This window comes from Sphingomonas sp. SP4 (genome assembly GCF_058313375.1).
Window position 1 is genome coordinate 618,402 of record NZ_JBZFLE010000001.1, and the last position, 24,966, is coordinate 643,367.

Annotated in this window: 22 protein-coding genes; 8 read left to right on the top strand and 14 right to left on the bottom strand. The window is 62.9% G+C overall.

The annotated features are described in order from the left end of the window. Nucleotides 1-183: 183 nt before the first annotated feature. The 7 genes from AC4GYV_RS03140 to AC4GYV_RS03170 form a co-directional block, all read right to left on the bottom strand. Entirely contained in the window at nucleotides 184-1,704 is a 1,521-nt protein-coding gene (locus AC4GYV_RS03140; RefSeq protein WP_491099203.1) for a TadA family conjugal transfer-associated ATPase, read from the bottom strand. 176 nt (nucleotides 1,705-1,880) lie between these two features. Then, entirely contained in the window at nucleotides 1,881-3,458 is a 1,578-nt protein-coding gene (locus tag AC4GYV_RS03145) for an ArnT family glycosyltransferase (RefSeq protein ID WP_491099204.1), read from the bottom strand. 73 nt (nucleotides 3,459-3,531) lie between these two features. After that, the gene (locus AC4GYV_RS03150; RefSeq protein WP_491099205.1) at nucleotides 3,532-3,789 is read right to left on the bottom strand and encodes an ATP synthase F1 subunit epsilon; all 258 of its coding nucleotides are present in this window, start codon (nucleotides 3,787-3,789) and stop codon (nucleotides 3,532-3,534) included. A 188-nt stretch (nucleotides 3,790-3,977) separates the two neighbouring features. Next, a complete protein-coding gene (atpD, locus tag AC4GYV_RS03155; protein ID WP_491099206.1) occupies nucleotides 3,978-5,489 on the bottom strand; it encodes a F0F1 ATP synthase subunit beta in 1,512 nt (503 codons plus the stop codon). Nucleotides 5,490-5,516: 27 nt separating this feature from the next. After that, nucleotides 5,517-6,410 (bottom strand): F0F1 ATP synthase subunit gamma, encoded by an 894-nt coding sequence (locus AC4GYV_RS03160; protein WP_491099207.1) that lies wholly within the window; start codon nucleotides 6,408-6,410, stop codon nucleotides 5,517-5,519. 19 nt (nucleotides 6,411-6,429) lie between these two features. Further along, nucleotides 6,430-7,959 carry a F0F1 ATP synthase subunit alpha gene (gene atpA / locus AC4GYV_RS03165; protein ID WP_491099208.1) on the bottom strand — a complete coding sequence of 510 codons (1,530 nt, stop codon included), beginning with the start codon at nucleotides 7,957-7,959 and terminating at the stop codon, nucleotides 6,430-6,432. A gap of 4 nt (nucleotides 7,960-7,963) precedes the next feature. Then, nucleotides 7,964-8,518, bottom strand: a complete 555-nt coding sequence (locus AC4GYV_RS03170) for a F0F1 ATP synthase subunit delta (protein WP_491099209.1) — start codon at nucleotides 8,516-8,518, stop codon at nucleotides 7,964-7,966. A 234-nt stretch (nucleotides 8,519-8,752) separates the two neighbouring features. Between AC4GYV_RS03170 and AC4GYV_RS03175 the strand changes: the two genes are divergently transcribed. Beyond that, nucleotides 8,753-9,217 carry a DUF1203 domain-containing protein gene (locus tag AC4GYV_RS03175; RefSeq protein ID WP_491099210.1) on the top strand — a complete coding sequence of 155 codons (465 nt, stop codon included), beginning with the start codon at nucleotides 8,753-8,755 and terminating at the stop codon, nucleotides 9,215-9,217. Between the two features lie 47 nt (nucleotides 9,218-9,264). Next, on the top strand, nucleotides 9,265-10,332 hold the full coding sequence (locus AC4GYV_RS03180) for a bifunctional transcriptional activator/DNA repair enzyme AdaA (protein ID WP_491100377.1): 1,068 nt from the start codon (nucleotides 9,265-9,267) through the stop codon (nucleotides 10,330-10,332). Here AC4GYV_RS03180 and AC4GYV_RS03185 read toward each other — a convergent pair. Then, nucleotides 10,329-11,528, bottom strand: a complete 1,200-nt coding sequence (locus AC4GYV_RS03185; protein WP_491099211.1) for a TIGR03118 family protein — start codon at nucleotides 11,526-11,528, stop codon at nucleotides 10,329-10,331. The two genes, AC4GYV_RS03180 and AC4GYV_RS03185, sit on opposite strands and share 4 nt — an antisense overlap. 190 nt (nucleotides 11,529-11,718) lie before the next feature. Between AC4GYV_RS03185 and AC4GYV_RS03190 the strand changes: the two genes are divergently transcribed. Next, the gene (locus AC4GYV_RS03190; RefSeq protein ID WP_491099212.1) at nucleotides 11,719-12,621 is read left to right on the top strand and encodes a CPBP family intramembrane glutamic endopeptidase; all 903 of its coding nucleotides are present in this window, start codon (nucleotides 11,719-11,721) and stop codon (nucleotides 12,619-12,621) included. Between the two features lies 1 nt (nucleotide 12,622). Here the strand turns inward: AC4GYV_RS03190 and AC4GYV_RS03195 are convergent, their stop codons facing one another. Continuing rightward, complete coding sequence (locus AC4GYV_RS03195) at nucleotides 12,623-14,785, bottom strand: primosomal protein N' (RefSeq protein ID WP_491099213.1); 2,163 nt, start codon at nucleotides 14,783-14,785, stop codon at nucleotides 12,623-12,625. A gap of 49 nt (nucleotides 14,786-14,834) precedes the next feature. Here AC4GYV_RS03195 and AC4GYV_RS03200 point away from each other — a divergent pair, with 49 nt between their 5' ends. Beyond that, complete coding sequence (locus tag AC4GYV_RS03200; protein ID WP_491099214.1) at nucleotides 14,835-15,134, top strand: hypothetical protein; 300 nt, start codon at nucleotides 14,835-14,837, stop codon at nucleotides 15,132-15,134. Between the two features lie 7 nt (nucleotides 15,135-15,141). Here AC4GYV_RS03200 and purC read toward each other — a convergent pair whose 3' ends face one another. The 4 genes from purC to AC4GYV_RS03220 form a co-directional block, all read right to left on the bottom strand. Continuing rightward, nucleotides 15,142-15,921 carry a phosphoribosylaminoimidazolesuccinocarboxamide synthase gene (purC, locus tag AC4GYV_RS03205; protein ID WP_491100378.1) on the bottom strand — a complete coding sequence of 260 codons (780 nt, stop codon included), beginning with the start codon at nucleotides 15,919-15,921 and terminating at the stop codon, nucleotides 15,142-15,144. Between the two features lie 80 nt (nucleotides 15,922-16,001). Next, the gene (locus AC4GYV_RS03210; protein ID WP_491099215.1) at nucleotides 16,002-18,026 is read right to left on the bottom strand and encodes a S9 family peptidase; all 2,025 of its coding nucleotides are present in this window, start codon (nucleotides 18,024-18,026) and stop codon (nucleotides 16,002-16,004) included. 132 nt (nucleotides 18,027-18,158) lie between these two features. Continuing rightward, entirely contained in the window at nucleotides 18,159-18,335 is a 177-nt protein-coding gene (locus tag AC4GYV_RS03215; protein ID WP_491099216.1) for a hypothetical protein, read from the bottom strand. 35 nt (nucleotides 18,336-18,370) lie between these two features. Then, a complete protein-coding gene (locus AC4GYV_RS03220) occupies nucleotides 18,371-18,559 on the bottom strand; it encodes a hypothetical protein (RefSeq protein ID WP_491099217.1) in 189 nt (62 codons plus the stop codon). A gap of 158 nt (nucleotides 18,560-18,717) precedes the next feature. Between AC4GYV_RS03220 and AC4GYV_RS03225 the strand changes: the two genes are divergently transcribed. From AC4GYV_RS03225 to AC4GYV_RS03240, 4 genes are all read left to right on the top strand, one after another. Continuing rightward, complete coding sequence (locus tag AC4GYV_RS03225) at nucleotides 18,718-19,671, top strand: LysR substrate-binding domain-containing protein (RefSeq protein ID WP_491099218.1); 954 nt, start codon at nucleotides 18,718-18,720, stop codon at nucleotides 19,669-19,671. A 43-nt stretch (nucleotides 19,672-19,714) separates the two neighbouring features. After that, entirely contained in the window at nucleotides 19,715-21,946 is a 2,232-nt protein-coding gene (parC, locus tag AC4GYV_RS03230; protein WP_491099219.1) for a DNA topoisomerase IV subunit A, read from the top strand. A gap of 126 nt (nucleotides 21,947-22,072) precedes the next feature. After that, nucleotides 22,073-23,758: a putative bifunctional diguanylate cyclase/phosphodiesterase gene (locus tag AC4GYV_RS03235; RefSeq protein WP_491099220.1), complete on the top strand. Its 1,686-nt coding sequence runs from the start codon at nucleotides 22,073-22,075 to the stop codon at nucleotides 23,756-23,758. Between the two features lie 89 nt (nucleotides 23,759-23,847). Beyond that, entirely contained in the window at nucleotides 23,848-24,171 is a 324-nt protein-coding gene (locus AC4GYV_RS03240) for a hypothetical protein (protein WP_491099221.1), read from the top strand. Here AC4GYV_RS03240 and AC4GYV_RS03245 read toward each other — a convergent pair. Next, a complete protein-coding gene (locus tag AC4GYV_RS03245; RefSeq protein ID WP_491099222.1) occupies nucleotides 24,168-24,917 on the bottom strand; it encodes a DUF2334 domain-containing protein in 750 nt (249 codons plus the stop codon). The genes AC4GYV_RS03240 and AC4GYV_RS03245 overlap by 4 nt on opposite strands. Between the last annotated feature and the right edge of the window lie 49 nt (nucleotides 24,918-24,966).

Here is a 24,966-nt window from a genome sequence, read left to right on the forward strand (position 1 = left end):
TAGGGCGACTATTTGGAACGGACGAATAACGCGGTCCTCCCGAACTATGCGCCGCGCATAGGAGCAGGACGAAGTCGGGTCGAGTGAACGATGGCGAGGCAGACGCGCAATGCACCGAGCGCTTCATGAGCGGACTCGCCGTAGACCACATCTCGCCGCCGCTCCGCGAAGCGGCGTGACCCCTTAGAGGCAGGCTTCCAGGTAGGGTTGGTCGAAGCCGAACTGCTTGGCCTTTTCGAGCGTGTAGGGGCGCAGGCCCATCGAGCGATACTCGCCGATGATCTTTCCGTCGGCGCTCTCGTCGAGATACTCGAACTTGAACAGCTCCTGGGTGACGATCACGTCGCCTTCCATGCCGATCACTTCGGTGACGTTGGTCGTGCGGCGCGAACCGTCGCGGAGGCGCTTCACCTGGACGATGAGGTCGACCGAGTCCGCGATCTGACGCGAAATGGCTTCCTTCGGCACCTTGATGTCCGACATCATCACCATGTTCTCCATACGCGCGAGGCACTCACGCGGGGAGTTGGAGTGGAGCGTCGCCATTGAGCCGTCGTGACCGGTGTTCATGGCCGCGAGCAAGTCGAAGCATTCCGGTCCGCGAATCTCACCGAGGATGATGCGGTCGGGACGCATACGCAGGGCGTTGATGACGAGGTCGCGAATGGTGATCGCGCCCTGGCCTTCGAGGTTCGCTGGGCGGGTTTCGAGCGGCAGCCAGTGGGGCTGCTGCAGACGAAGCTCGGCCGCGTCTTCGATCGTGATCACGCGCTCGCCCGGGTCGATCATCTTCGACAGAGCGTTGAGCATCGTGGTCTTACCGGAGCCGGTACCGCCGGAGATGACGACGTTCATGCGGCTGGCGCCCGCGATCTTGAGCACGGTCGCCATCTTCTCCGACATCGAACCGAACCCACGCATCATGTCGAGCGTGATCGGCTTCTCGGAGAATTTACGAATGGAGATGGCGGTGCCGCGGAGCGACAGCGGCGGAACGATGACGTTGACGCGGCTGCCGTCCTGGAGACGGGCGTCGCAGAGCGGGGTCGTCTGGTCGATGCGGCGGCCGACCTTGTTCACGATGCGCTGAGCGATCTGGAACAGATGCTCTTCGTCGCGGAAGGTGATCTGCGCGATCTCGAGCTTGCCCTTACGTTCGACGTAGGTCTGCTCGGGACCGTTGACCATGATGTCGCTGATGGCCGGGTCGGCAAGGAGTTCTTCTAGCGGTCCAAGACCAAGAAGTTCGTCGACCAGCACCTTTTCGAGCGCGAATTGCTCGCGCCGGTTCAGGTTGATCTTGAGCTCGGTTAGGACCTCGCTGATGATCGGGCGGAATTCTTCGGCGAGCTCGTCCTTGCTGAGCGTCGCTGCGGCTTCCGGATCGACACGCTCAAGCAGGCGCGGAAGCACCTGCTCTTTGATGCGGTGAACGGAGGCTTCGAAGCCTTCCGCCTTGCTGCTGCCGGCTTCGCCGCTCGCGTTCTGGCGAGCGGTGAGGCGGTCCATCGCGCCACCCTGCGAAACAGTCGTGCCTTCAGGTGCGCCGTCTGCGGGAGGGGTGAGATCGTCCAGTGGTGGGAACTGATCGCCGCCCGGTTCCGGCGTCGAATGAGTAACGGCGCCTCCGCCCTTCATCGGCTTTGCGACGCCAAAGCTCGGACGTCCCCCGCCCACGCCAGCACGTTTACCGAATGCGCTCATTGTCACCCTACCGTTACGGTTCTCACGAGATCCAGGGTGGTGAATAGGGGTGAAACCTTTTAGAAAAAGCTAACTGATGACGTCACGGCATTAACCGCGACCGCCTTTGCACTATGGCTTGAGTAAGGCGAAGCGCACAGAACCGGCGCCGTTGTTCATCGTCCCTTGATCACAGTTTAGCGTGTGGGTTCAGCTGGAACCTGCGGGTGATCCTCGATCCGGGCCGGCGGCAATTTGCCGCAGCCGCCGCAGAGGTCGCGACGGACCGCGAGAATGTATTCGCGCCGCCGCCACCCATCTGGCTGGCGGTCCAATTCGACATAGTCGCGAGACAATGCCTCGGCGACGGCGGCGTACGTGATCGGGTTCACGTTCGGCACATATGCGCGGCTGGTGGTGATGATCACCGCCGGGCGCTGCGCGAGTATGCGGCGTATTTCTTCGCCGGTGTCGATCCCCATGGCATGCTGCTCCACGAGATCGTCCAAATGGCCCGGAAAGGCGAAGCGCGTCGGAATCTCGGCGCCGCCGACGGTGTAGAGGATCGAGGGGCCGTCCCACATGTACATGGGCCCGTGCTGCAGGAACGGCTTAGCCTCGCTCGACAGACGACTGATCGTTGCTCGCGACACTTGCGTGGCGGCCGCGGTCTCGGGCGGCGCGAGATAGATTGACCAGGCGACTACGAAGCCCCCGGTCAGGGGTCCCAGCAGGCGCTGGCGAAAGATGGGGAGGCTGACGAGCATCAACGGCGCGATCACGGGCAACGTATAATGATCGTAGAAATTCCCGATGGCGACGAAGCCGCATAGCGCCGCAGCAGCCCACCCCAGCAAAAAAAGGCGCTCGCTGGTTTGGCGGTCGCGTGCGAGCTTCCAAGCGCCTGCCAACGCCACTGCGAACAAGGGTGCACTGGTAATTGCGAGAGTAGCGACCAGCATGCGGAAATAGGTCGGGTGGACCGGAGCTCGCAGGAATATCGACGTGAAGTTCGCCTGCACGAATTCGGGGCCATGGCCGATGATTGCGTAGACCGCCCAGGCTGCGAGGGTCGGGAGGAGCGCCTGTGACGCCCACAATGCCACGCGGCCGATGGCTTTACCCCACGCCATGCTCCGCCACGCTAGCCAGGTCAGCGCCAGTCCGAGGAACGCAACTTCGAAGATGGCGGTGTACTTCACCTGGATGGCTAGGCCGCCGAGGATCATGGCTAGCGCGCCTCGGCGCGTTGCGGTTGCGGGTTCGTCGAACACGCGCAGGACAAGCAGCGCGGCGGCGGCAACCAGCAGATTGTAGAACACAGGTGCCTGGCCATTCGCGCCGCCGAAGACGCTCATCCAAACCGGATAAAGCGTGGCAGCAATGAGCGCTGCCAGATCGTCTCCCTGACGCCGCGCGATGCGCCACACGACGAAAGCCGTGGCTGTGACCGACACGATGCCGGCGAGCTGGATTGCGATCAGGCTGTCGCCGCTGAAAGGTCTCAGTGCGGCGTAGATCAGGAACAGGCCAATCGGCTTGCGGTCCCAGATGTCCACGTAGGGCAAGTCGCCGTGCCACATTCTATCGGCCACGACGAAGTAGAACTGCTCGTCCATGTGGTAATCGGGATTGCCGAGCCATGCGAGCCGTGGGATCAACGTCACCACGAAGATCAAACCCAGGACGATTAGCGGGCTCGCAAGGAGCTTGGCGAAGGCTTGCTTCGCGGTGCCGCCGCTGTGGCTCAATTGCCTGGCAATGGCGTGCGACACTGAATCCCCCAAACCCTTCGAGCGGGCCGGATAGGGCTACTTCTCTATGGTTAAGGCGCTGTTACCGCCGCGCTTAGCCGGCGCTCTCCGCGAGCACGGTCAGGCCGTTGGCGCCAACCTCGGCGAAGCCGCCGGTGACGGGGATACGCTCGGGCTGAGCGCCCTGAGTCCGGTAAACGGCAATCTCACCATTGCGGAGCGTGGTCATGTAGGGCGCGTGGCCGACCATGATGCCGGATTCGCCCTCGGTGCCGGGGACGACGACCATGTAGACGTCTTCCGACATCACCAGGCGGTCGGGCGTGACGAGCTCGAAGTGCAGATCGGCCATTATTCCTTGCTTTCAATTGCTTGATCGAAGGCGCGCGAAGCAGCTTCGAACTTGTCGCGGCAACCGGTGTTGCAGAAGCCGACGACCTTGCCTCGGTAGAGCGTCAGGCTATCCGCGGTGACCGGCTTGCCGGACCAGGGACAGACGTCGTTGACGCAGTCTTCGAGGCGAAGTTCGCCGGCCAGTGCTTAGGCCTCCTGAGCGAGCTTTTCGGCCTTGGCGATCGCCTCTTCGATGCCGCCGACCATGTAGAAGGCTGCTTCGGGCAGGTGATCGTATTCGCCGTTCACGACCGCCTTGAACGAGCGGACCGTGTCTTCGACCTGGACGAACTTGCCCGGAATACCGGTGAAGACTTCCGCGACGTGGAACGGCTGGCTGAGGAAGCGCTGAATCTTGCGCGCGCGGCTGACGACCAGCTTATCCTCTTCCGAGAGCTCGTCCATGCCGAGGATGGCGATGATGTCCTGCAGGCTCTTGTACTTCTGCAGCGTCGCCTGAACGGCACGAGCGGTCTCGTAGTGCTCCTGGCCGACAACCGACGGTGTGAGAACGCGGCTGACGGAGTCGAGCGGGTCGACGGCCGGGTAGATGCCCAGCTCCGAAATCGCGCGGCTCAGCGTCGTGGTCGCATCGAGGTGGGCGAAGGACGTTGCCGGGGCAGGGTCGGTCAAGTCGTCGGCGGGCACGTAAATGGCCTGCACCGAGGTGATCGACCCCTTGTTGGTCGAGGTGATTCGCTCCTGAAGCTGACCCATGTCGGTCGCCAGCGTCGGCTGATAACCCACGGCCGAAGGAATACGGCCGAGAAGCGCCGACACTTCCGAACCCGCCTGGGTGAAGCGGAAGATGTTGTCGACGAAGAAGAGCACGTCCTGGCCTTCGACGTCGCGGAAATATTCCGCTTGAGTGAGGCCCGACAGAGCGACGCGTGCGCGGGCTCCCGGCGGCTCATTCATCTGGCCGAACACGAGCGCCACCTTGGAGCCTTCAGGCGTCGGATTGCCATCGGCATCCTTGGCGATAACGCCCGCCTCGAGGAACTCGTGATAGAGGTCGTTACCCTCGCGGGTACGCTCGCCGACGCCGGCGAACACCGACACGCCGCCGTGGCCCTTGGCGATGTTGTTGATCAGCTCCTGGATGAGCACGGTCTTGCCGACGCCCGCGCCGCCAAACAGGCCGATCTTACCGCCCTTCGCGTATGGGGCGAGGAGGTCGATCACCTTGATGCCGGTGACGAGAATGCTGGCTTCGGTCGACTGGTCGACGAAGGCCGGGGCTTCAGCGTGGATCGGCGCAGACAGGTCGCTGCCGATCGGGCCGCGCTCGTCGATCGGCTCGCCGATGACGTTCATGATGCGGCCAAGGGTCTTCGGGCCGACCGGAACGCGGATCTCGGAGCCAGTCGCGTTGACGACCTGGCCACGGGTGAGGCCGTCGGTCGAGTCCATGGCGATCGTACGGACGACGTTCTCGCCGAGGTGCTGCGCGACTTCGAGGACCAGGCGGTTGCCGCCATTGTCGGTCTCAAGCGCGGAGAGGATCGGCGGGAGGTCGCCGTCGAAGGCGACGTCGACGACGGCGCCGATGACCTGGCTGACGCGGCCGGTCAGGTTGCTCGTGGCCGCAGCGCTGGCCGTCGTGTCGGCGGCAGCAGCCTTCTTGGTGCGGGGCTTGGTGTCGGCGGCGGTGGCCATGTCTGTCTTCCTTGCCTTCGTGTTTGGTTAGAGCGCTTCGGCGCCCGAGATAATTTCGACGAGTTCGGTGGTGATCGCGGCCTGGCGCTGCCGGTTGTAGGCAATCGACAGACGGTTGATCATGTCACCGGCGTTTCGGGTCGCATTGTCCATTGCGGTCATCTGCGAACCGTAGAAACCGGCCTGATTTTCGAGCAGCGCACGATAGATCTGGATCGCGACGTTCCGTGGGAGCAGGTCGGCGAGAATTTCCTCTTCGTCCGGCTCATATTCGACTGCTGCCAGCGCGGCGCCAGCGGCTGGCTTGGACGTCTCGTCGCTTTGGGCCGGTGCGACCGGGATAAGTTGCTGGATCGTCGGTTCCTGCACCAGCGTCGACACGAAATTCGCATAAGCCAGGTGAACGACGTCGATGCCGTCGGTCGTGTAGCGGTCGATGATGTCTTTCGCGATGGCCTGGGCCTCCGCATACGACGGGTTCTTCATCTCGCTCGTGTCGAACTGCGCGATGATCTGCTTCGGGTAGAGGCGCTGGATCACCGGACGGCCCTTGCGGCCGACGATGTAGAACAGGACCGTCTTCCCCTGACCGATGAGCTCATCGGCCTTGCGGCGGACCATGCGGACGATGTTGCTGTTGAACGCGCCCGCAAGACCACGATCGCTGGTCGCGACGATGATCAGTTGCGTGTCGTCCTTGCCGGTACCGCTCAGTAGCTTCGGGCTTTGCGGGCCCGGAGTGATGCGGGAGGCGAGGGATGCAACCACATCCGTCATGCGCGACGAATAGGGTCGTCCCGCGACCGCGTTCTGCTGGGCACGGCGCAGCTTCGACGCCGCGACCATGTTCAGCGCCTTGGTGATCTTCTGCGTCGACTTCACCGAGCCGATGCGGATCTTGAGGGCTTTGAGGCTCGCCATCGTCTAGCCGCGCCGGTCCTTAAGCGAACTGCTTGCCGAACGTCGTCAGCGCGTCCTTGAGGGCCGCTGCCGTGTCGTCGTCGAGCGTCTTGGTGTCGCGGATCTTGGCGAGGATTTCCGGCTTCTCCGAGCGGAGGAAGCTCAGCAGCGCAGCCTCGTAGCGGACCACGTCCTTCACATCCACGGCGTCGAGGAAACCCTGCGTACCCGAGAAGATCGAGGCGACCTGCTCCTCGACCGGCATAGGCGCATATTGCGGCTGCTTCAGCAGCTCGGTCAGGCGAGCGCCGCGAGCGAGCAGCTTCTGCGTCGACGCGTCGAGGTCCGAGCCGAACTGGGCGAACGCGGCCATCTCGCGATACTGAGCGAGCTCCAGCTTGATCGAGCCGGCGACCTTCTTCATCGCCTTGGTCTGCGCGGCCGAACCGACGCGGCTGACCGAGAGACCGACGTTAATCGCCGGACGGATGCCCTGATAGAACAGATCCGTCTCGAGGAAGATCTGGCCGTCAGTGATCGAGATCACGTTGGTCGGGATGTAGGCCGACACGTCGCCAGCCTGCGTTTCGATGATCGGAAGCGCGGTCAGCGAGCCCGAGCCATTGTCCTCGTTCATCTTCGCGGCGCGCTCGAGAAGGCGGCTGTGAAGATAGAAAACGTCACCCGGATAGGCCTCGCGGCCCGGCGGACGGCGGAGCAGAAGCGACATCTGGCGGTAAGCGACGGCCTGCTTCGAAAGGTCGTCGTACACGATCACGGCGTGCATGCCGTTGTCGCGGAAATACTCACCCATCGCGACGCCGGTGTAGGGCGCGAGATACTGCAGCGGAGCGGGCTCCGAAGCGGTCGCGGCGACGACGATCGAATATTCCATCGCGCCATTCTCTTCGAGCGCGCGAACGATCTGCGCGACGGTCGAACGCTTCTGACCGACGGCGACGTAGATGCAGTAGAGCTTCTGGCTCTCGTCGCTGCCCTTGTTGACTTCCTTCTGGTTGATGAAGGCGTCGAGCGCGACGGCGGTCTTGCCGGTCTGACGGTCGCCGATGATCAGCTCGCGCTGGCCGCGGCCGATCGGAACGAGCGCGTCGAGCGCCTTGAGGCCGGTCTGGACCGGCTCGTGCACCGACTTGCGCGGGATGATGCCAGGAGCCTTAACTTCAACGCGGCGGCGCTCGGTGTACTCGATCGGGCCCTTGCCATCGATCGGGTTGCCGAGGGCGTCGACGACGCGGCCGAGCAGGCCCTTGCCGATCGGAACGTCCACGATGGCGCCGGTGCGCTTGACGCTCGAACCTTCCTCGATCTCCGCGTCCGAGCCGAAGATCACGACGCCGACGTTGTCGGCTTCCAGGTTCAGGGCCATGCCCTTGGTGCCGTTGTCGAACTCGACCATCTCGCCGGCCTGGACATTGTCGAGGCCGTAGATGCGCGCGATGCCGTCGCCGACGGACAGCACGGTGCCGACTTCCGAGACCTCGGCTTCGGCGTCGAAGTTCGCAATCTGGTCGCGGATGACGCGAGAGATTTCAGCGGCGCGGATATCCATTCAATTAGCCTTTCATCGCCTGAGCGAGTCGGTTGAGTTTGGTGCGGATCGAGGCGTCGATGCGCTGGCTGCCCAGCTTCACGACAATTCCGCCGAGGATGTTGGGGTCGACCTGTGCGTCGACGGTGACGTCACGACCGGCGCGAGCGCGAAGCTGTTGCTTCAGCTCGCTGAGCTGGTCGTCGTTGAGCGGGCGAGCGGTCACGATGTCTGCCGTGGTTTCACCGCGATGTTCGGCAGCGAGGCGGCGGAATGCACGGATCACCGGGCGCAGCTGGTTCTTGCGGCCGTTCTTGGCCAGCACGCCGAGGAAGTTGGCCGTGACCGGGTCCAGGTTCAGCTGAGACGCCACGGCGCCAAACGCTTTGCTGGACTCCTCGCGCGACACGAGCGGGCTCTCAACCAGCTCGGCGAAGTCCTTCGAATCGGCCAGCGCCTGATTCAGGGCATCAAGGCTGCGGGCAACCGCATCGATTTGCCGCTGGTCGCGTGCCAAATCGAACAGGGCCGACGCATAGCGCCCTGCTAAGCTGGCTCGAATGCCGCCGGATGTCTCCACGCGCGAATAGCTCCAGAAACGGAATGTTACCTGATGCGAAAATCGGGGCGTGAAAACGGGTTAGCCCCGCACGCCCCCACCAGTTGGCGCGGCCCCTAGCAAGCGCTTGGCAGCGATGCAAGGCGACTAAGCCTGATTTAGCTGCGGGAAATTGCTGACCCGGTTTGAACGCAAGCCTTCGGAAGCGTGAGCGTCGCTGACCTCCTACACCGAACCACGGAAGGAGCAATTCGCATGTCTTATGTGGTTCGAGGTCTTGATCCGACGCCTTACCGGCCGCTGTTCGGAAAGAGCGACGAGGAATTGGCGGAGCAGGGCATCGTCCGGATGACCGTGAACGGGGGCGGATATCCGTGCCGCGTCAGCCTTACCGATCGGGCAGTGGGCGAAAGCGTGCTGCTGCTCAATCACGTTAGCCACGATGTCGCGGGGCCTTATCTTGCGAGCCACGCGATCTTCGTCACCGAAAATCAGCAAGAGGCGGCGGAATATGTCGATGAAGTGCCGCCCGTCTTTCAGACGCGGGTTCTCTCGCTTCGTGGCTTCGATGCCGACGGGATGATGGCCGATGCGATCCTTACCCAGCCGGGTGAGGCCGAGGCCGGAATCCGCAAGCTGTTCGCCAATCCCGAGATTCAGACCATTCACGCTCACAATGCGACGCGTGGGTGCTTCTCCGCGAAGATCGAGAGGAACTGACCATGGGCGCGCTTGCACAGACGATCGAGGAGCTTAGATCGGACGATATGTCGAACGTGTCGCGCCTCGATGCGGACACCGCTTGGGCGGCCTTCATGCGCCGCGACCGGGCGTGGGACGGGCGCGTCGTGGGCGCGGTGAAGACCACTGGCATATACTGCAAGCCGAGCTGCCCAGCGCGGCGCCCGAAGCGCGAGCATGTCGACTTCTATGCCACGGCTGAAGAGGCTCGGGCGGCCGGCTTTCGTGCTTGCCTGAGGTGCAAGCCGGACGAGGTGGGCCGCGACCGGGAGGCGGTAGCTGCGGCGGTGAAGCTGATCGAACAGGCCGAGGAAGCGCCGAGCCTTGCTGAAGTCTCGGAAGCCGTCGGCTATGCACCGCACCACTTCCAGCGCATCTTCAAGCGAGACCTTGGCGTCTCACCTGCGGAATACGCACGCGGTCTGCGTAACAGGCGAGCGGAGGACGCGCTCAAGCAGACAGAGCGGGTGACTGACGCTGTCTACGACGCGGGTTATTCGGGCCCAAGTGGCTTCTACAGCGATGCGAAGGAACGGCTTGGCATGACCCCATCGGCATGGCGCGACGGCGGCCGCGGCGAGACGATCCGCTGGACGCACTTCGACAGCCCCCTTGGGCAGATGCTGATCGCTGCGACGAGCAAGGGCATTTGCCGCCTGACCTTCGACGACAGCGAGGAATCGCTTCGGAGACGCTTCCCGAAGGCGACGATTGTGGAGGACGCGGGCGGCCTCAAGGACCTGATCGAAGGCGCGCTCGAGGCGATCGAGCAGCCGCTTTTGGCTCGTGAGTTGCCGATCGACGTGGCCGGCACGGCTTTCCAGGAAGCGGTCTGGCGTGAGCTTCGGAAGATCCCTGCTGGCGAAACCCGCAGCTACGCTCAGATCGCAGCGGCAATTGGTCAGCCCGGTGCCGTCCGAGCAGTCGGCACCGCGAACGGCGACAACCACGTAGCGGTTCTCATTCCCTGCCACCGGGTGATCCGCAGCGACGGAACGTTAGGCGGCTATGCCGGAGGTCTCGACCGCAAGCGCAAGCTCCTCGACGCGGAGGGCCATGCCTCCGCGTCTCCGGAACTGCCGTTGGCCGACTAAGCGGCCTGAGCGAGCGCGGGCGTTGGCCGACGGCGCAACGCCAGGCCCATCGCACCGAACCCGACCAGCATCATGGCCCAGGTGGAAGGCTCGGGAACCGGCCTAAGCTCACCGAACAGGCCGTGCTCCTCATCGCCGATCCCAGCGGTGAAATAGAGCGACGTCGGGTTCGTGTTGGCGCCGCCTGTCCTGAAGCCCAAGGCCCAGAGGTAGGGCATATTGAACAGATCGCCGCCCAACGTCAGCGTGCCCAGGAAATTCCCGCTGGCGTCGAAGGCGTTGATGAAGCCATCCTCATCGGAGAAATTGCCGATCAGGATCGCGTTGCTGAGTGGACCGAAAGTGCCCTGAGCAACGCCCCAGGGCGACACCAAGCTGTCGATGTCGCCGCCGGAAAGGCTGCCGGTGGCAAAGCGCTGAAGGAGGACTCCCTCCGGGCTGAACACATCGACGACGCCCGTGCCGAGCTCTTGCTCATCTGCGTCGGGGCCCCCGGCTGCGTAAGTCACGAAGAGATTGCCGCCGATATTGGTGACATTGAACGGGCTGAGCCCCGAAGGAAGGTTCGGGTCCGTAAACGCTCCGGCACCGAAAGAATGCGCCGTGAAGGTCTGGTCGAACGCGTCCACCCGGCCTTGGGCGTTGTTGGCTGCATAAAGGTAATTTGCGCCGCCAGTGCTACCTGTTGCGATGCCCGTATAGACGGCTCCATCCACGTCGACTTGCGCGGCCGCTGTCGTACCGCCGTTCCATGCGGAGATGCTGCCGTCCAGGTTCGCGAAGACAAAGATCGCGTTGCCGCCGCCGGACATCGCGAAGCCGCCACCGCCGGTGAAAGCCTGGCCCGTAGGTCCGCTAGGCGGCCCACTTGGCGACGGGATTGTCACGATCAACGGGCTTCCAACTGGCGCCGGCGTCCCATTCCCCGTGTACAACGTGGAAGTGTTGCTCCCCTGGTTCGAGATCCAGAAGGGGCTCGTCGCACCGAAGCTCATGCCCCACGGATTGATGAGGTTGGGGTCCTCAGTGTTCGCGGCTGTGAAGCCTTGGCTCGTCAGGAATGTATTGCTGTCCGTCACCAAGTTAATCTGCTGAGCGATTTGACTGAGAGCTTGTGTCGAACAGGGAAGTGCAATCGCGGCCACGCCGGCGAAGATCGCCGTCCGCAGACGCGCCCTATCAATGCGTAGGCGCATGGGCTTCCTCCATGGATATGGCGCACCGGCAGCTCGATAGCCGGGACGCACCAACCGGTATGTGCCGGCGCCACGCGCTGAAGTTCATCGTAGGAAAGGGGGTCCACATCCGCTGGTCCTGCTCGTCGAATAGGTCCTTGCCGAGGCTCTCCGGTTCGGCTCAACAGCAGCAAACGGGTGGAGGGGAATGATGGATCAAGTGGTGCCAACGCCGGAAGCGCGGAAACCCTTGTGGCGGCGCATCGTCGACTTCCCCCTCGTCGCGATGGTCATCGCGCTAGCGATCACGATCGCCTGCTTCGCCCTTGCTCTTCTGCTCGGGAAGTTCGTTGTTCCGGATATTCCCGGCTTCACGCAGGGAATGAAGTTCGACCTCCTCGCTATCCCGATTGTCATTCTCGCCTATGAACTTCTCATTCGGCACCTCGGCGAAAATCCCCGTGACGACTTCCGGGACCCACAGTGGGCACGCCGTCTCGGGCTGGGGCTCGCCGCGGGATTTCTGGTGTTCTCCGCTGCGGTAGCAGTTGCCGCTTTGCTCGGGGTTTATCGGGTAGATGGCCTCGGTGATCTGTCGGGTTTCCTCCCGGCGCTCATCGCGTCGGCGATTTTCCCGGCTATCTCCGAAGAGCTGGTGTTCCGCGGGATTCTGTTCCGCTGGCTCGAGGAATTCGGTGGCAGTTGGGCCGCGTTGCTTCTCACGTCCGCATTCTTCGGCGCCTCGCACCTCGCCAATCCAAACGCCAGCCCGATCGCAGCAATCGGAATCGCGTTCGAAGCCGGCGTGATGCTCGGGGCGGCTTACATGCTGACCCGTAGCTTGTGGCTGCCGATGGGCATCCACGCCGCATGGAACTTCACTCAAGGCGAGATCTACAACATCCCCGTTTCCGGCACGACGGTGCACGGCATCGTAAAGGGAAGGCTTGAGGGTGATCCGCTGCTCACGGGCGCTGGGTTCGGATTGGAAGCGTCGCTGATCACGATCGTGATCGCAACGGTGTTCGGACTCTGGCTGCTATGGTTAGCCATCAAAGCTGGTCAGCTGGTTCAGCCGTGGTGGGTCCGGCGACGGCGGCTAGCGGCGGCCTAGACTACAAGAAGCTATAAGGATCCACGTCCACACTGACGCGGATTTTTGAGTTCCATTCGATATCGGCGAGCCAGTCCCGAATGACGTCCTGCACGTCGAGGCTTCGGCTCGCATGCACCAGAAGCCGTTGACGGTGTCGGCCCCTTAGCATTGCCAGTGGAGCGGGGGCGGGGCCGAAGACCGCCATGCCTTCCACTTGCGGGGCCACGTTGCCGATGCGTCTCGCGACGTTGTCAGCTTCGGATGCGTCCTCTGCGGATACGATGATTGCCGCGAGGCGGCCAAAGGGCGGCATTGCCGCCTCGCGCCTCGCTTCGGTCTCGGCGGCGTAGAAGCCCGGCGCATCACCGGCGACTAGCGCGGAGATCACCGGAGCTTCGGGATCGTGGGTCTGGACGAAGACGCGGCCAGGCTTGTCGCCGCGCCCGGCTCGGCCGGCGACCTGCTGGATCTGCTGGAAGCTGCGCTCGGCCGCGCGGAGGTCTCCGCCAGCGAGACCCAGGTCCGCATCGACGACACCTACGAGCGTGAGGTTTGGGAAGTGGTAGCCCTTGGTCACCAGCTGAGTGCCGACGACAATGTCGATCTCACCGCGCTCCATCGCGCCTACGAACTCAGCAGCGCGCTGGGGGGACCAGATCGTGTCGGAGGTGACGATCGCGGTTCGCGCTTCCGGAAATAGCTCCGCGACTTCGTCGGCAATGCGCTCCACGCCCGGTCCGCAGGCGACAAGGCTGTCCTCAGTCCCGCATTCCGGACATTCCTTCGGCGGAGGCATCACGTGCCCGCAATGATGGCAGGCGAGGCGGTGCATCAACCGGTGTTCTACCATCCAGGCGGTGCAGTTCGGGCATTGGAAGCGATGGCCGCAGTGACGGCATAAGGTGAGCGGCGCGAAGCCGCGCCGGTTGAGGAACAGCAGCGACTGCTCGCCCCGTTCCAGATTGGCCTCAAGCTCCTGCACCAGCTGCGGCGCAAGCCAGCGGCCGCGAGGCGGCGGGTCCTGCGTGAGGTCAATCGACTGGATCGCCGGCATCGAAGCGCCGGCGAAGCGCTCCGGCAGGCTGACTTCGCGGTAGCGGCCGACCTCGACCATGTGGCGGCTCTCGATGGCCGGTGTCGCCGACGAGAGGATCACCGGGATTTGCTCGAACAAGCCGCGCATCACTGCCGTGTCGCGAGCGTGGTACTGGACGCCATCTTCCTGCTTGAATGATGGCTCGTGCGCCTCGTCGACGACGATCAGGCCGAGGTTGGGGTAGGGGAGGAAAAGCGCTGACCGTGCGCCGACCGTGACCTTGGCCTCTCCGCTTGCGATGCCCCGCCACGCGCGGCGGCGTTGCGAGGAGCGGAGGTCGGAGTGCCAGGCGACCGGGGCGCATCCGAACCTAGCCTCGAAGCGTTTGAGGAACGGCTCCGTGAGCGCGATCTCGGGCAGCAGGACAAGCGCCTGCTTCCCCTGACGAAGGCATTCGGCGATCGCCTCGAAATAGACTTCGGTCTTGCCCGAGCCCGTGACGCCGTCGAGCAGGATTGGATCGAAGCCCTTGCCTACCGAGGCTGCCAGGCTGGCAGCCGCCTCACGCTGATCGTCATTCAGCTCGGGCGGCGCATGGTCCGCATCGGGGCAGTCGAGCGGGCGATCGGCATCGACCGCGACCGGTTCGAGCGCGCCGGCATTCATCAGTCCGCGCATCACGCCGTCGCTAACGCCGGCGCGGTCGGCCAACTCGCGGATTGTGCCCTGGCGCCCCTCGATCTCGGCAAGCGCCTTGGCGCGCTGCGGCGTCATGCGATCGGGGACGAAACCGGTCGGCCGATATTCCGTCAGCTGGCGAGGGCCCTCCAGCGCTGCCGAAGACGGCAGGACCATTCGCAGCACGGACGCCAACGGGGACAAATAATAATCGGCGGTCCATTCGCAGAGCCGGCGGAGAGGGGGTGCAATTGGCCGCACATCGAGCATGCCGGCCAGGGGCCGAAGCCTCGAATCCGGCACCTCGTTGCTCTCGAGCCGGTCGGCATCCCAAGCCACACCGAGCAATTGCCGCGGGCCGAGCGGCGCGACCACGACGGAGCCTGGTTCCACGGCCATGCCCTCGGGCACCCGGTAATCGAGCGGCCCGAGCGCTGCATTCAACGTGACGACACGGGCGCGCTTCATTGCTATCGCATGTGCTGGCTGAGGGGACGTCAAGCAAGAGGACGTTCGAATGATCGCACGACGCTGGCACGGCCGAGTTCCCGCAGCCAAGGCCGCGGAATATCTCAAGCTATCCGAGGAGGTCGGCCTCGCCGACTATCGGTCGACCGAGGGCAATCGCGGCGCCTGGTGCCTGCATCGTGCGGAAGGCGACGTAGTCCACATCGAGATGTTCACGCTGTGGGATGACCTGGACGCGATCCGGCGCTTCGCGGGTGACGAGCTGACCAAGGCCAAATATTATGACTTCGATCCTGACTTCCTGCTCGAGCTAGAGCCGGAGGTGGTGCATTTCGAAGTGATCGAGTGAGCCGGACCTACTTGCCGCGCTTCTTCCGGTGCGTGTCGAAATCGAGGACCGCGGAATCGTCTTCAGGCTGAAGTAGCCCGAGCCGACGGGCGACTTCCTGATAGGCCTCCTCGACGCCGCCGAGGTCCTGGCGGAAGCGGTCCTTGTCCAGCTTCTGGTTAGTCTTGATGTCCCATAGGCGGCAGCCGTCGGGGCTGATCTCATCGGCCAGGATGACACGCGAATAATCGCCGTCCCAGACCCGTCCGAACTCGAGCTTGAAGTCGATCAGGCGAATGCCGATGGCCGCGAACATGCCCGAAAGGAAGTCGTTCACGCGAATCGCCATATCGGCGATGTCGTTCATCTCGTCCTGCGTCGCCCAGCCGAAGCAGGCGATGTGCTCGTCCGCGATCATCGGGTCGCCGAGCGCGTCGTCCTTGTAATAATATTCGATGATCGTCCGCGGCAGCTGCGTGCCTTCTTCGATCCCGAGCCGCTTCGACAGCGAACCTGCTGCAACGTTCCGGATCACCACCTCGATCGGGATGATCTCGACCTGGCGGATCAGCTGCTCGCGCATGTTGAGGCGGCGGATGAAGTGGGTGGGGACACCGATCGCCGCAAGCGATGTGAAGATATGCTCGGAGATGCGGTTGTTGATGACGCCCTTGCCGCTGATCGTGCCGCGCTTCTGCGCGTTGAACGCGGTCGCGTCGTCCTTGAAATATTGGATGAGCGTGCCCGGCTCCGGACCCTCGTAAAGGATCTTGGCCTTACCCTCGTAAATCTGGCGGCGGCGAGCCACGGTTCGCATCACTCCAAGGAAATCGGAAAAGAGCGGCGGCTATAAGCGAGCCGCCGCCCCTCCGCAATTGGAGCCTCGCCTTACTTTGCGGCCAGGCTTTGCTTGAGGCCGCTTACGTAATCCGATCCATTTAGGACCTGAATCGACGAGCCCTTGAGGCCTTCGCCGATCGGCTCGGCGCGCCCGCCAAGACAGGTCTGCAGGAAATTTTCCGCAACCGCGTTGAAGGCGACGTTGTTCGCCGGCCGTGCGAAGCCGTGTCCTTCGTCCGGGAATAGAACGTACGTCACCGGGATGTTCTTGGCCTTCATCGCGGCGACGATCTGATCAGACTCGCGCTTGTTGACGCGCGGGTCGTTGGCGCCCTGGCCGATAAGCAGAGGCTTCTTGATCCGGTCGACGTAGGTCAGCGGCGAGGCCGCCTGGAGAACTGCGCGGCCCTGCTCGGTCGTGGGATCGCCCATCCGCTGGTAAAACTGACGTTTGATCGCCTCCCAGTAGGGCGGGATCGTCTGCAGCAGGGTAAAAAGGTTTGAAGGGCCGACGATGTCGACGCCGCACGCGAACTCGTCCGGCGTGACCGTGAGACCGGCGAGCGTGGCATAGCCGCCATAGCTCCCACCCATGATGGCCACCTTGTCCTTTGTCGTGACGCCGTTCTTCACCGCCCAATCCACGCTGTCGACAAGATCGTCGTGCATCTTGCGGCCCCACTGCAAGTTGCCGGCGGTGATGAAGTCCTTACCGAACCCAGTGGACGCCCGGAAGTTGACCTGCAGGACCGCGTAGCCGCGGTTTGCGAGCCATTGAGCGTACGGGTCATAGCCGTAATCGTCCCGGCCCCAAGGTCCGCCATGAACGAAGAGTACGAGCGGAACTGGCGCATCTGCCTTGCCGTCTCCATTGGGATCAGCGGTTGCGGGAAGCGTCAGGTAGCTCGGCAAGGTGAGACCGTCGCGTGACTTGATCTCGACCGGCCACATCGGGACCAGCGGCGCGCCGACCAGCTCCGGCCGCCCGGTGTAAAGCTTGGTCAACGACCCTGCCTTGCGATCGAACAGGTAGACTGAGGCCGGCTCGATCACGGGATCCGCACTGACGATCCATTTGTCGTCAGCGTCGGTGCGAGACTGCACTACCGGCGAGGCTCCGAGCTTCGCCTTGAGCCAGTCCAGCGACTGGCCGATGGACGGATCGAGAGCGCTCCACTCCGGCTTCAGATATTGGGCCTGATAGGCTTCAGCGCGAAGGGTCTTGGGGTTCTGGAGGACGTTGCTGATATCGGCCTTCGGGCTTTCAGCCAGTACGGTGGTCTTCCCGCTTGCGACATCCTGAGCAATTAGCGCCGCCGTGTTCCGGCCGCGGCTGTCGATCCAATAGAGCGTCTTATTGTCGGCCGTGAACCCGGCCGGGCTTGTCGTCAGCGAATCTTCCAAGCCGACGCTGCCGAACGGCTTCTTCTCAATCACACCATTGGTGATCCGGTAATAATCCGTGCCACCGTCGTCGCGCGATTTGCTGGCGATGCGCAGCTTCAAGTCGTCGTCGGCAATGAAGCCCGCATAGCCGTCGTTTCGCTGGATCAGCGTGAGCTTACCGGTGCCGAGATTGAGGCTGTAAACGTCGTGCCACTTCGGATTTCGGTTGTTGAGGCCGACGAGGATGCGCTCCTTGTGCTTGCTCGAGCTGCCAACGAGAATGGCGCGCGTCTTCGTGAACGGCGTCAGCGTCGTCTGCTTACCCGTTGCGACATTGACGCCGTAAAGCAGGAAATTCTCATCGCCGCCCTTGTCCTGGATGAACAGGATCTGCGTGGAATCCGGCGACCAGAAATAGGAGCGCACCGGCCGCTCGCGTTCGTTGGTCATTGGCTTGGCGGCATCGGGATTGCCGACCGGCGCGATCCAGACGTTCAGGACTCCGTCACGCGGCGCCGTCCAGCTCAGCCATTTGCCGTCAGGCGATATCTGGCCGTTCGCCTTGACGGGGTTCCCGAAAAGCTTCGCGCGTTCGATCAGTGGAACGGAGTTGATGTCCGCAGCGGTGGAAGGCTGTGCCGCGAGGAATGTCGAGGCGATCAAAGTCAGGCTCAAAACACTACGCATTTGGACCCCCCTTCTACACAAGCAAGTGTGTTACCGGGGCATAACAGCAATCGAAACCTTTAGCGAATCCAAAAAAGTAAGGAGGAGCGCGGTGCAAGCTTCCACGCTCCTCCTATCCTGTTGCCTTATCAATCAGTTGACGCGGGCGCGCTTGGTCTTCTTGTTCCAGGGCGCGTCATATTCGATCTTTACGAGGACCTCGAAGGCATCGCCGATGGCATGTCCTAGCCGTCCGATTGCGTTGATGATCGACGCATGAAGCTGCTCGCGTCCCGCCTGGTACTGGCGGTCGAAAATCTCATCCACCATGGTAACCATTCCTTTCCTTCCCTTTTCCGTCGGCATCAGAGCGCCAGCGGGAATTCGTCGTGCCGATCGTTCGCGGGCCGGAGGGCCAGCTCGATCAGTTCAAGGCGGTGGGCTTCATCGAGGGCGCGCCATGACCTTGCCGTCGAGCGCAGTGAGCTCGCCTGGGCGACCTGCACTTCAGGGCCGTTTTCGATGAACGCACGAGTGCTGAGGCCATAAGTCATGGCAGTTCGTCCTTCCCTTTTCGTGAGCCGCCGGCGAGGGGGCTGTGAGGGGAGGGGATTTCCTTCGCCGACGGCTGAATCGTATGTATGATTCCAGCCGTCGTTTCGCCAATCAAACACTCGACAGATGTAATAAACTGGCCTTATGAGGTGAGCTTATGAGGCGGCTTCCACCACTGGCTGCGATCCGCGCTTTCGAGGCGGCTGCGCGCACGGAGAATTTCACCGCCGCCGCTGCTGAGCTGGGCATGACCCAGGCCGCAGTCTCCTATCAGGTGAAGAGCCTTGAAGAGCGGCTCGGCTCACCGCTCTTCATTCGGGAAAAGGGTCGGGCCAGGCTGACGCCATTAGGCCAGCGCCTGTTGCCCTCATTGTCGAGCGCCTTCGATTCCATCGAGGCGGCCTTCGCCTCACACCGGGAAGAAGATGAGTCGCTCCTCACGGTGACGACGACCCACACGTTCGCCAATACATGGCTCGCCTGGCGGCTTGGCGGCTTCCAGATGGAGCATACCGACCTCGCGGTCCGCATGACGACGAGCAACGAGCTCTGCGATTTGCGCGCAGGGGATGCGGACGTCGCGATCCGAGCGGGTGCCGGCGGATGGGAAGGGATGGAGCATCACCGGCTGTTCGATTCCGCCTTCACGCCCATGGCCAGCCCCGACTGCATTGCGGCTGTCGAGCGGAAGCTGGGACGCAAGATGGAGCCCAACGACATGCCGGGGCAGAACCTCATCAATCCAGCGGATGACTGGTGGCAGCAGTGGTTCGCAGACAACGGCGTGCCGGCCGACGAGTCCATCGTTAAGCGCCCCGGCATTCGCCTCGAAAACCAGGCCAATGAGGGCCATGCTGCGATGGCCGGACAGGGCTTTGCCTTGCTTACCCCATTGCTCTGGAAAGGCGATGTGGCCGCGAAACGGCTCGCGGTTCCATTCCCCGACCGGATCTCCGTGCGTGGCTGGGCTTATTGGCTGATCTATCCGTCCGATCGCCGGCTGACGCCCAAGATCAAGCGCTTCAAGGAATGGCTGCTGGCCGAGATGCAGCGCTCGGTTCAGGACGCTGCGGGCGGCTGGCCGCAACCAGCAGCAGAGGCGGCGGAATAAGTCACCGTTGGCAGGCCGACGATCGGCTTGCTAGGCATCGGTCATGCCTGATTCCGACATCTCGTCCGTCATCGAAACTCCCTTCGACGCCGCCCTTTCCGAACGCTACCTCGTCTACGCGCTGTCGACGATTACGGCGCGATCGCTCCCGGACGTCCGGGATGGCTTGAAGCCCGTTCACCGTCGCCTGCTATGGGCGATGCGGCTGCTCCGCCTGGACCCGGCCGGCGCCTACAAGAAAAGCGCGCGCGTCGTCGGCGACGTCATCGGCAAATATCACCCGCACGGCGACCAATCGGTCTACGACGCGATGGTCCGCCTCGCTCAGGATTTTGCGCTCCGATATCCCTTGGTCGACGGTCAGGGCAATTTCGGCAACATCGACGGCGATAACGCCGCAGCCTACCGCTACACGGAAGCGCGACTGACCGCCGTTGCCATGCAGCTGATGGCGGGCCTTGACGAAGGTACCGTCGATTTCCGGCCCACTTACAATGGGGAAGAGGAAGAGCCGGAGGTCTTTCCAGGTCTATTCCCGAACCTGCTCGCCAACGGCGCGAGCGGAATCGCTGTCGGCATGGCGACCTCAATCCCGCCGCATAATGTCGGCGAGCTCGCTGAGGCGGCGATGAAACTTCTCAGCGACAAGAGGACAGATGATCGAGAGCTCATCCGGATTGTGAGGGGTCCGGACTTTCCAACCGGCGGCGTGCTGATCGACGACGAGGAGACGATCACTAAAGCTTATATTAGCGGGCGCGGTAGCTTCCGAGTCAGAGCGAAGATCGAGAAGGTGATCGAGAAAGGGGGCGGCTGGCACCTGCTTGTTACCGAAATTCCCTATGGCGTGCAGAAGGGCAAACTGATCGAAGAAATCGCCGAACTGATCGCCATCAAGAAATTGCCGATCCTGGCGGATGTTCGGGACGAGAGCGCCGACGATTTGCGGATCGTGCTGGAACCGAGGTCACGCACTGTCGATGCCGCGCTTCTCGAAGAAAGCCTGTTCAAGCTGACCGATCTTGAAACTCGTTTTGCACTGAACCTGAACGTCCTCGACAAGACACGCACGCCTGGAGTGATGAGCCTGAAGGAGGCGCTGGCGGCCTGGCTCGATTTCCAGATTGTTGTTTTGGTGAACCGCTCCAGTCACCGGATTAGCAAAATCGACGAGCGGCTGGAGCTGGTCGACGGCTTCGTGATCGCCTTCCTCAACCTCGACCGGGTTATCGAGATCATACGGAACGAGGACGAGCCTAAGACTGTGATGATCGCCGAGTTCGGTCTAACCGACCGTCAGGCCGAGGCGATCCTGAACATGCGCCTGCGCAGCTTGCGCAAGCTCGAGGAAATGGAGCTGAACAAGGAGCGCGCAGCTCTCGCCAAAGAGCGGGAGGAACTCGACAAACTAGTCAATGAGCCGGGGCGGCAGAAAAGACGGCTGCTCAAGGACCTTGCCGCGATGAAGGCGAAGTTCGGAGATGAACGCCGAACGGACGTAAGGCCGGAAGCAGCGGTTGCTCGCGCGGAAATCGACTGGTCGGCGATGATTGAGAAGGAGCCGATCTCGGTCATCCTGTCGCAGCGCGGCTGGATCCGGGCGATGAAGGGCCATGTGGCGCTGGAAGAAGTCGCGGAGATGAAGTGGCGCGAGGGCGACGGTCCGTTCATCCACTTCCACGCGCAGACGACGGACCGCATTGCTCTCTTCGCTTCGAACGGCCGCGTCTACACGCTGGCGGGCGACAAGCTGCCGGGAGCGCGTGGTTTCGGCGAGCCGGTGCGGCTGTTCATTGATCTCGAAGCCGAGGTCGAGATCATTCAGCTCCTCGTCGTCCGCCCGGACCTCAAGCTCCTGATCGCCTCGACGGACGGCAAGGGTTTCGTGACCAGCGGTGACGCAACGCTCGCCGAGACCCGCAAAGGGAAGCAACTCGTTAACCTGCGAGCCGGAGCCAAGGTGGCAGTCATCAGGCCTATCGCCGAAGCTGCGGATGCAGTGGCCGTCATCGGTGAGAACCGGAAGATGCTCGTCTTCCCGCTGGCCGAACTTCCTGAGCTGGCGCGAGGTCAGGGAGTAACCTTGCAGCGCTATCGCGACGGTGGATTGGCGGACGTTATTGCTTTCCGTCTGGAAGATGGGCTTAGTTGGGCGCTCGGGGGGGAGAGTGGCCGCGTACGCACCGAAAGCGATTTGGGACCCTGGCGAGCCGCACGAGGCGCCGCTGGAAGGATGCCGCCGATCGGCTTCCCTCGGAGTAACCGCTTCACTTAGTCCTCTGAAGCAACGGATTTAACGCGTGCGGCAACGGAGAATTAACACCTCTCCTGCAAAGCCGGTCTCATGCAGGCTGCGGCGAGCCGCCTGCCGAATGCGCACGTGCATCGGCGGTCGGAAAAGATGAGGGGTGCCCCGCAGATTGGGTCTGCGGACGACAGCGGCTTGCTTGACGCCCTGCCGATTGCGGCGGCAATCATCGAGCAAACGACCAAAGGCGAATTAAAGGTCGCAGCTCACAACAGCCGTTTTTCTTCAACGGTTGATCAATCGAGCTGCGTGGCCCTCGACTGGAATGACGCGGACTGCCTCAAGTCCGGCCCCATCGCTGAGCTGATCCGCGGCTTCTTCGACGGATCCCAGATCGACGGCGAGCTCGACTTCAAGGACGGAGAGGGCGTCTCGTCGCATTACTTCAGAGTGAAGCTTGCGCCGCTTCCGAAGGTCGATCGCGATACGCCGCGCTGCCTGCTGAGCGTCGTCGATCGCACGGTCGAGGTGCAGGCAGAGCGTACGCTGCGCGCGGAGATGCTGCGCGACAGCCTAACCGGCCTCCCCAACCGCCTCGCTTTCTCGGAGGCAATCGAGAAGGCTGGCGAGAACCCTGCGCGCAACGTCGATCACGCCGTGCTGGTCGTCGACATGCTTCGTTTCTCGCGCATCAATGAATCGATGGGCGGTCTCGCGGGGGACGAGCTGCTGATTACATTCGCCCGCAGGCTGATCCTGGCCCTGCGGGCCGGTGACATCCTCGCGAGAACAGGCGGGAACGAGTTCGGCATTCTCGTCTCGCTGCGGCGCGGGATCGAAGACGCGCTGAAGGCGGCGGAGCGGATCACCAAAGTGATGGCCGCGCCGTTCAAGATTTCCGATCTCGAGATTCGGGTCGAGTGTGCCATCGGCGTTGCGCTGATGCATGCGGGTCAGGATCCGGAAGAACTGTTCCGCAACGCCCAGTTCGCCGTGAAGCAGGCGAAGCTGGCCGGAAAGCCGCAAGTTTATGAGCCGAAGCAGGCCACTGAGGCTCGCCGTCGCTTTTCGATCGAGACAGAGCTTCGCCGTGCCCTCGATCGCGATCAGCTTAAGTTGTTCTATCAGCCGCTGATCAACTTGAAGACCGGCGAAGTCTCGGGCTTTGAGGCGTTGGCGCGCTGGGATCATGAGGATCGCGGCGAGATCAGTCCGACGGAGTTCATTCCGGTCGCCGAGGAAAGCGGGCTCATTTTGCAGCTCGGCCGATGGGCGATGGATCGCGCCGCTCAAACGCTGGCGGGTTGGGACGAAAAGGCCGGCGAGAAGTTGCCCTTGTACGTCGGTGTCAATTTGTCCGCCATTCAAGTCGCTCGCGACAATATCGCCGAGGTCGTCGAAAGCGCCCTCAAATCGAGTGGCCTGAGCGGCGACCGCATCACGCTCGAGCTTACCGAGAGCTCCATCGTCCAGGATCCTGTTCGCGCGACGCGCGTCTTCGACGCCTTGAAGGCACTCGATGCGACCGTAGCCATGGACGATTTCGGTACGGGCTATTCCAGCCTTGCCTATCTGCAGCGTCTGCCGATCGACGTGCTCAAAATTGACCGCAGCTTCGTTTCGGGAATGATGGTCGATCCGGACAGCGTTGCGATCGTCCGTGCCGTGCTCAGCCTCGCCGAAGCGCTCGGCATGTCGACGACCGCCGAAGGTATCGAGACCGTCGAACTGGCGACGACGCTAGCAACGCTTGGCTGTTCATCTGGTCAAGGCTTCTATTTCGCTAAGCCTCTCGAAGCCGACGCCGCGCTAGACTTCTGGAAGTCGCGCCGCCGCTGACTTCTGTCCCCTTCAGGGGCAGCCCCAATAGACTCGGAACGTTAGTTCCGGAATGATGTTAAGCTCCCGGAACAGGGGAGTACGAGGCCATGGGGCGATGGCTCGTGTGGGCAGCCGGTCTGGGGCTGCTCGGATCATCTGGCGCTCAAGCGCAAATGAAGGGCCTTGGCGCCGTCGAGACCGCAGCCCTCGTAAAGACTCGCACCCTCGATCTCAGGCTTGCGCCAGATGCTGCATATTCTAGCTCCTCGCGGCTGGCTCCAAGCATGATCGTTCACCGCGACTTCGGAGCCAATGCTAGCGTGGGGCTCGGTCTTGCGAACATGTACAAACGGCGTGGCAGTGACTTCAGGCCAGGCGACAAGCCGGTCCGCTCGCGCAAGCCGGCAATCACCTTCCAAATGAAATTCTAGTCGCTCGCCGGAAGAAGATCGGAATAACGTGCGGGCCGCCGCCTTTGCGAGGCGGTGCGCATGGTCGCCTCGATGCTTCTCACTAGCCCGGGGTGGCGAACGTCCGGTGGATGAACGCCGATCCTCAATGCCCTGATCGGCGATCTGCGAAGGGCGGCTGAGGCCGCGAGGGACGAGGCTAGGCGCAGTTTCGTTCGGCTTGCCCAGGTAATTACCGGTCCGCTCGCAAGCTTGGAACCAGTTGCTGGAGACCAAACGCGCATATGGTCTTCGGCAAGCGGCATGCGCTCATTGGCCAGCGCCTCGAGCGCGCCCTTACCGTAGAGCCAAGCCGGCGCGACGAAGCCAGCAACGGGCCGGCCGGTCACACATTCGAGCAACTTGCGGCCCGACTGAATTCGCTCAGCTGCCTGTGATCGGGAGAGCCCCAGAAACTCACCTTCGGCTGCCGTCATGAACCTGGCGCGCAGCCTGTCCGAGGAGCGAGCGTGGCTGCTCTCGTCACGATGGTAAAAGCCGTGGAGGAAGATCTCGACCCCGGCATCTGACCACCCGCGCAGGCGTGTCGCGAAGGGTGAACCCGGCACGATCGGGGCGTCGCCCCAGTGATTTGGCACGACGAGCATTGCCACGCGCTCACCCACGTGCGCACGCAGCAAATCCATCAGCGCATCGACCTCACTTTCGAAGCGCGGCGACACGTCGTGGATGGAGGCAAGAAGCAGCCGATTTAGGGGCTCGCTCATTGGCCCCGCCTAGCGCGCGAGCTGGCCCAAGTCCCATTAACAAAGCTTC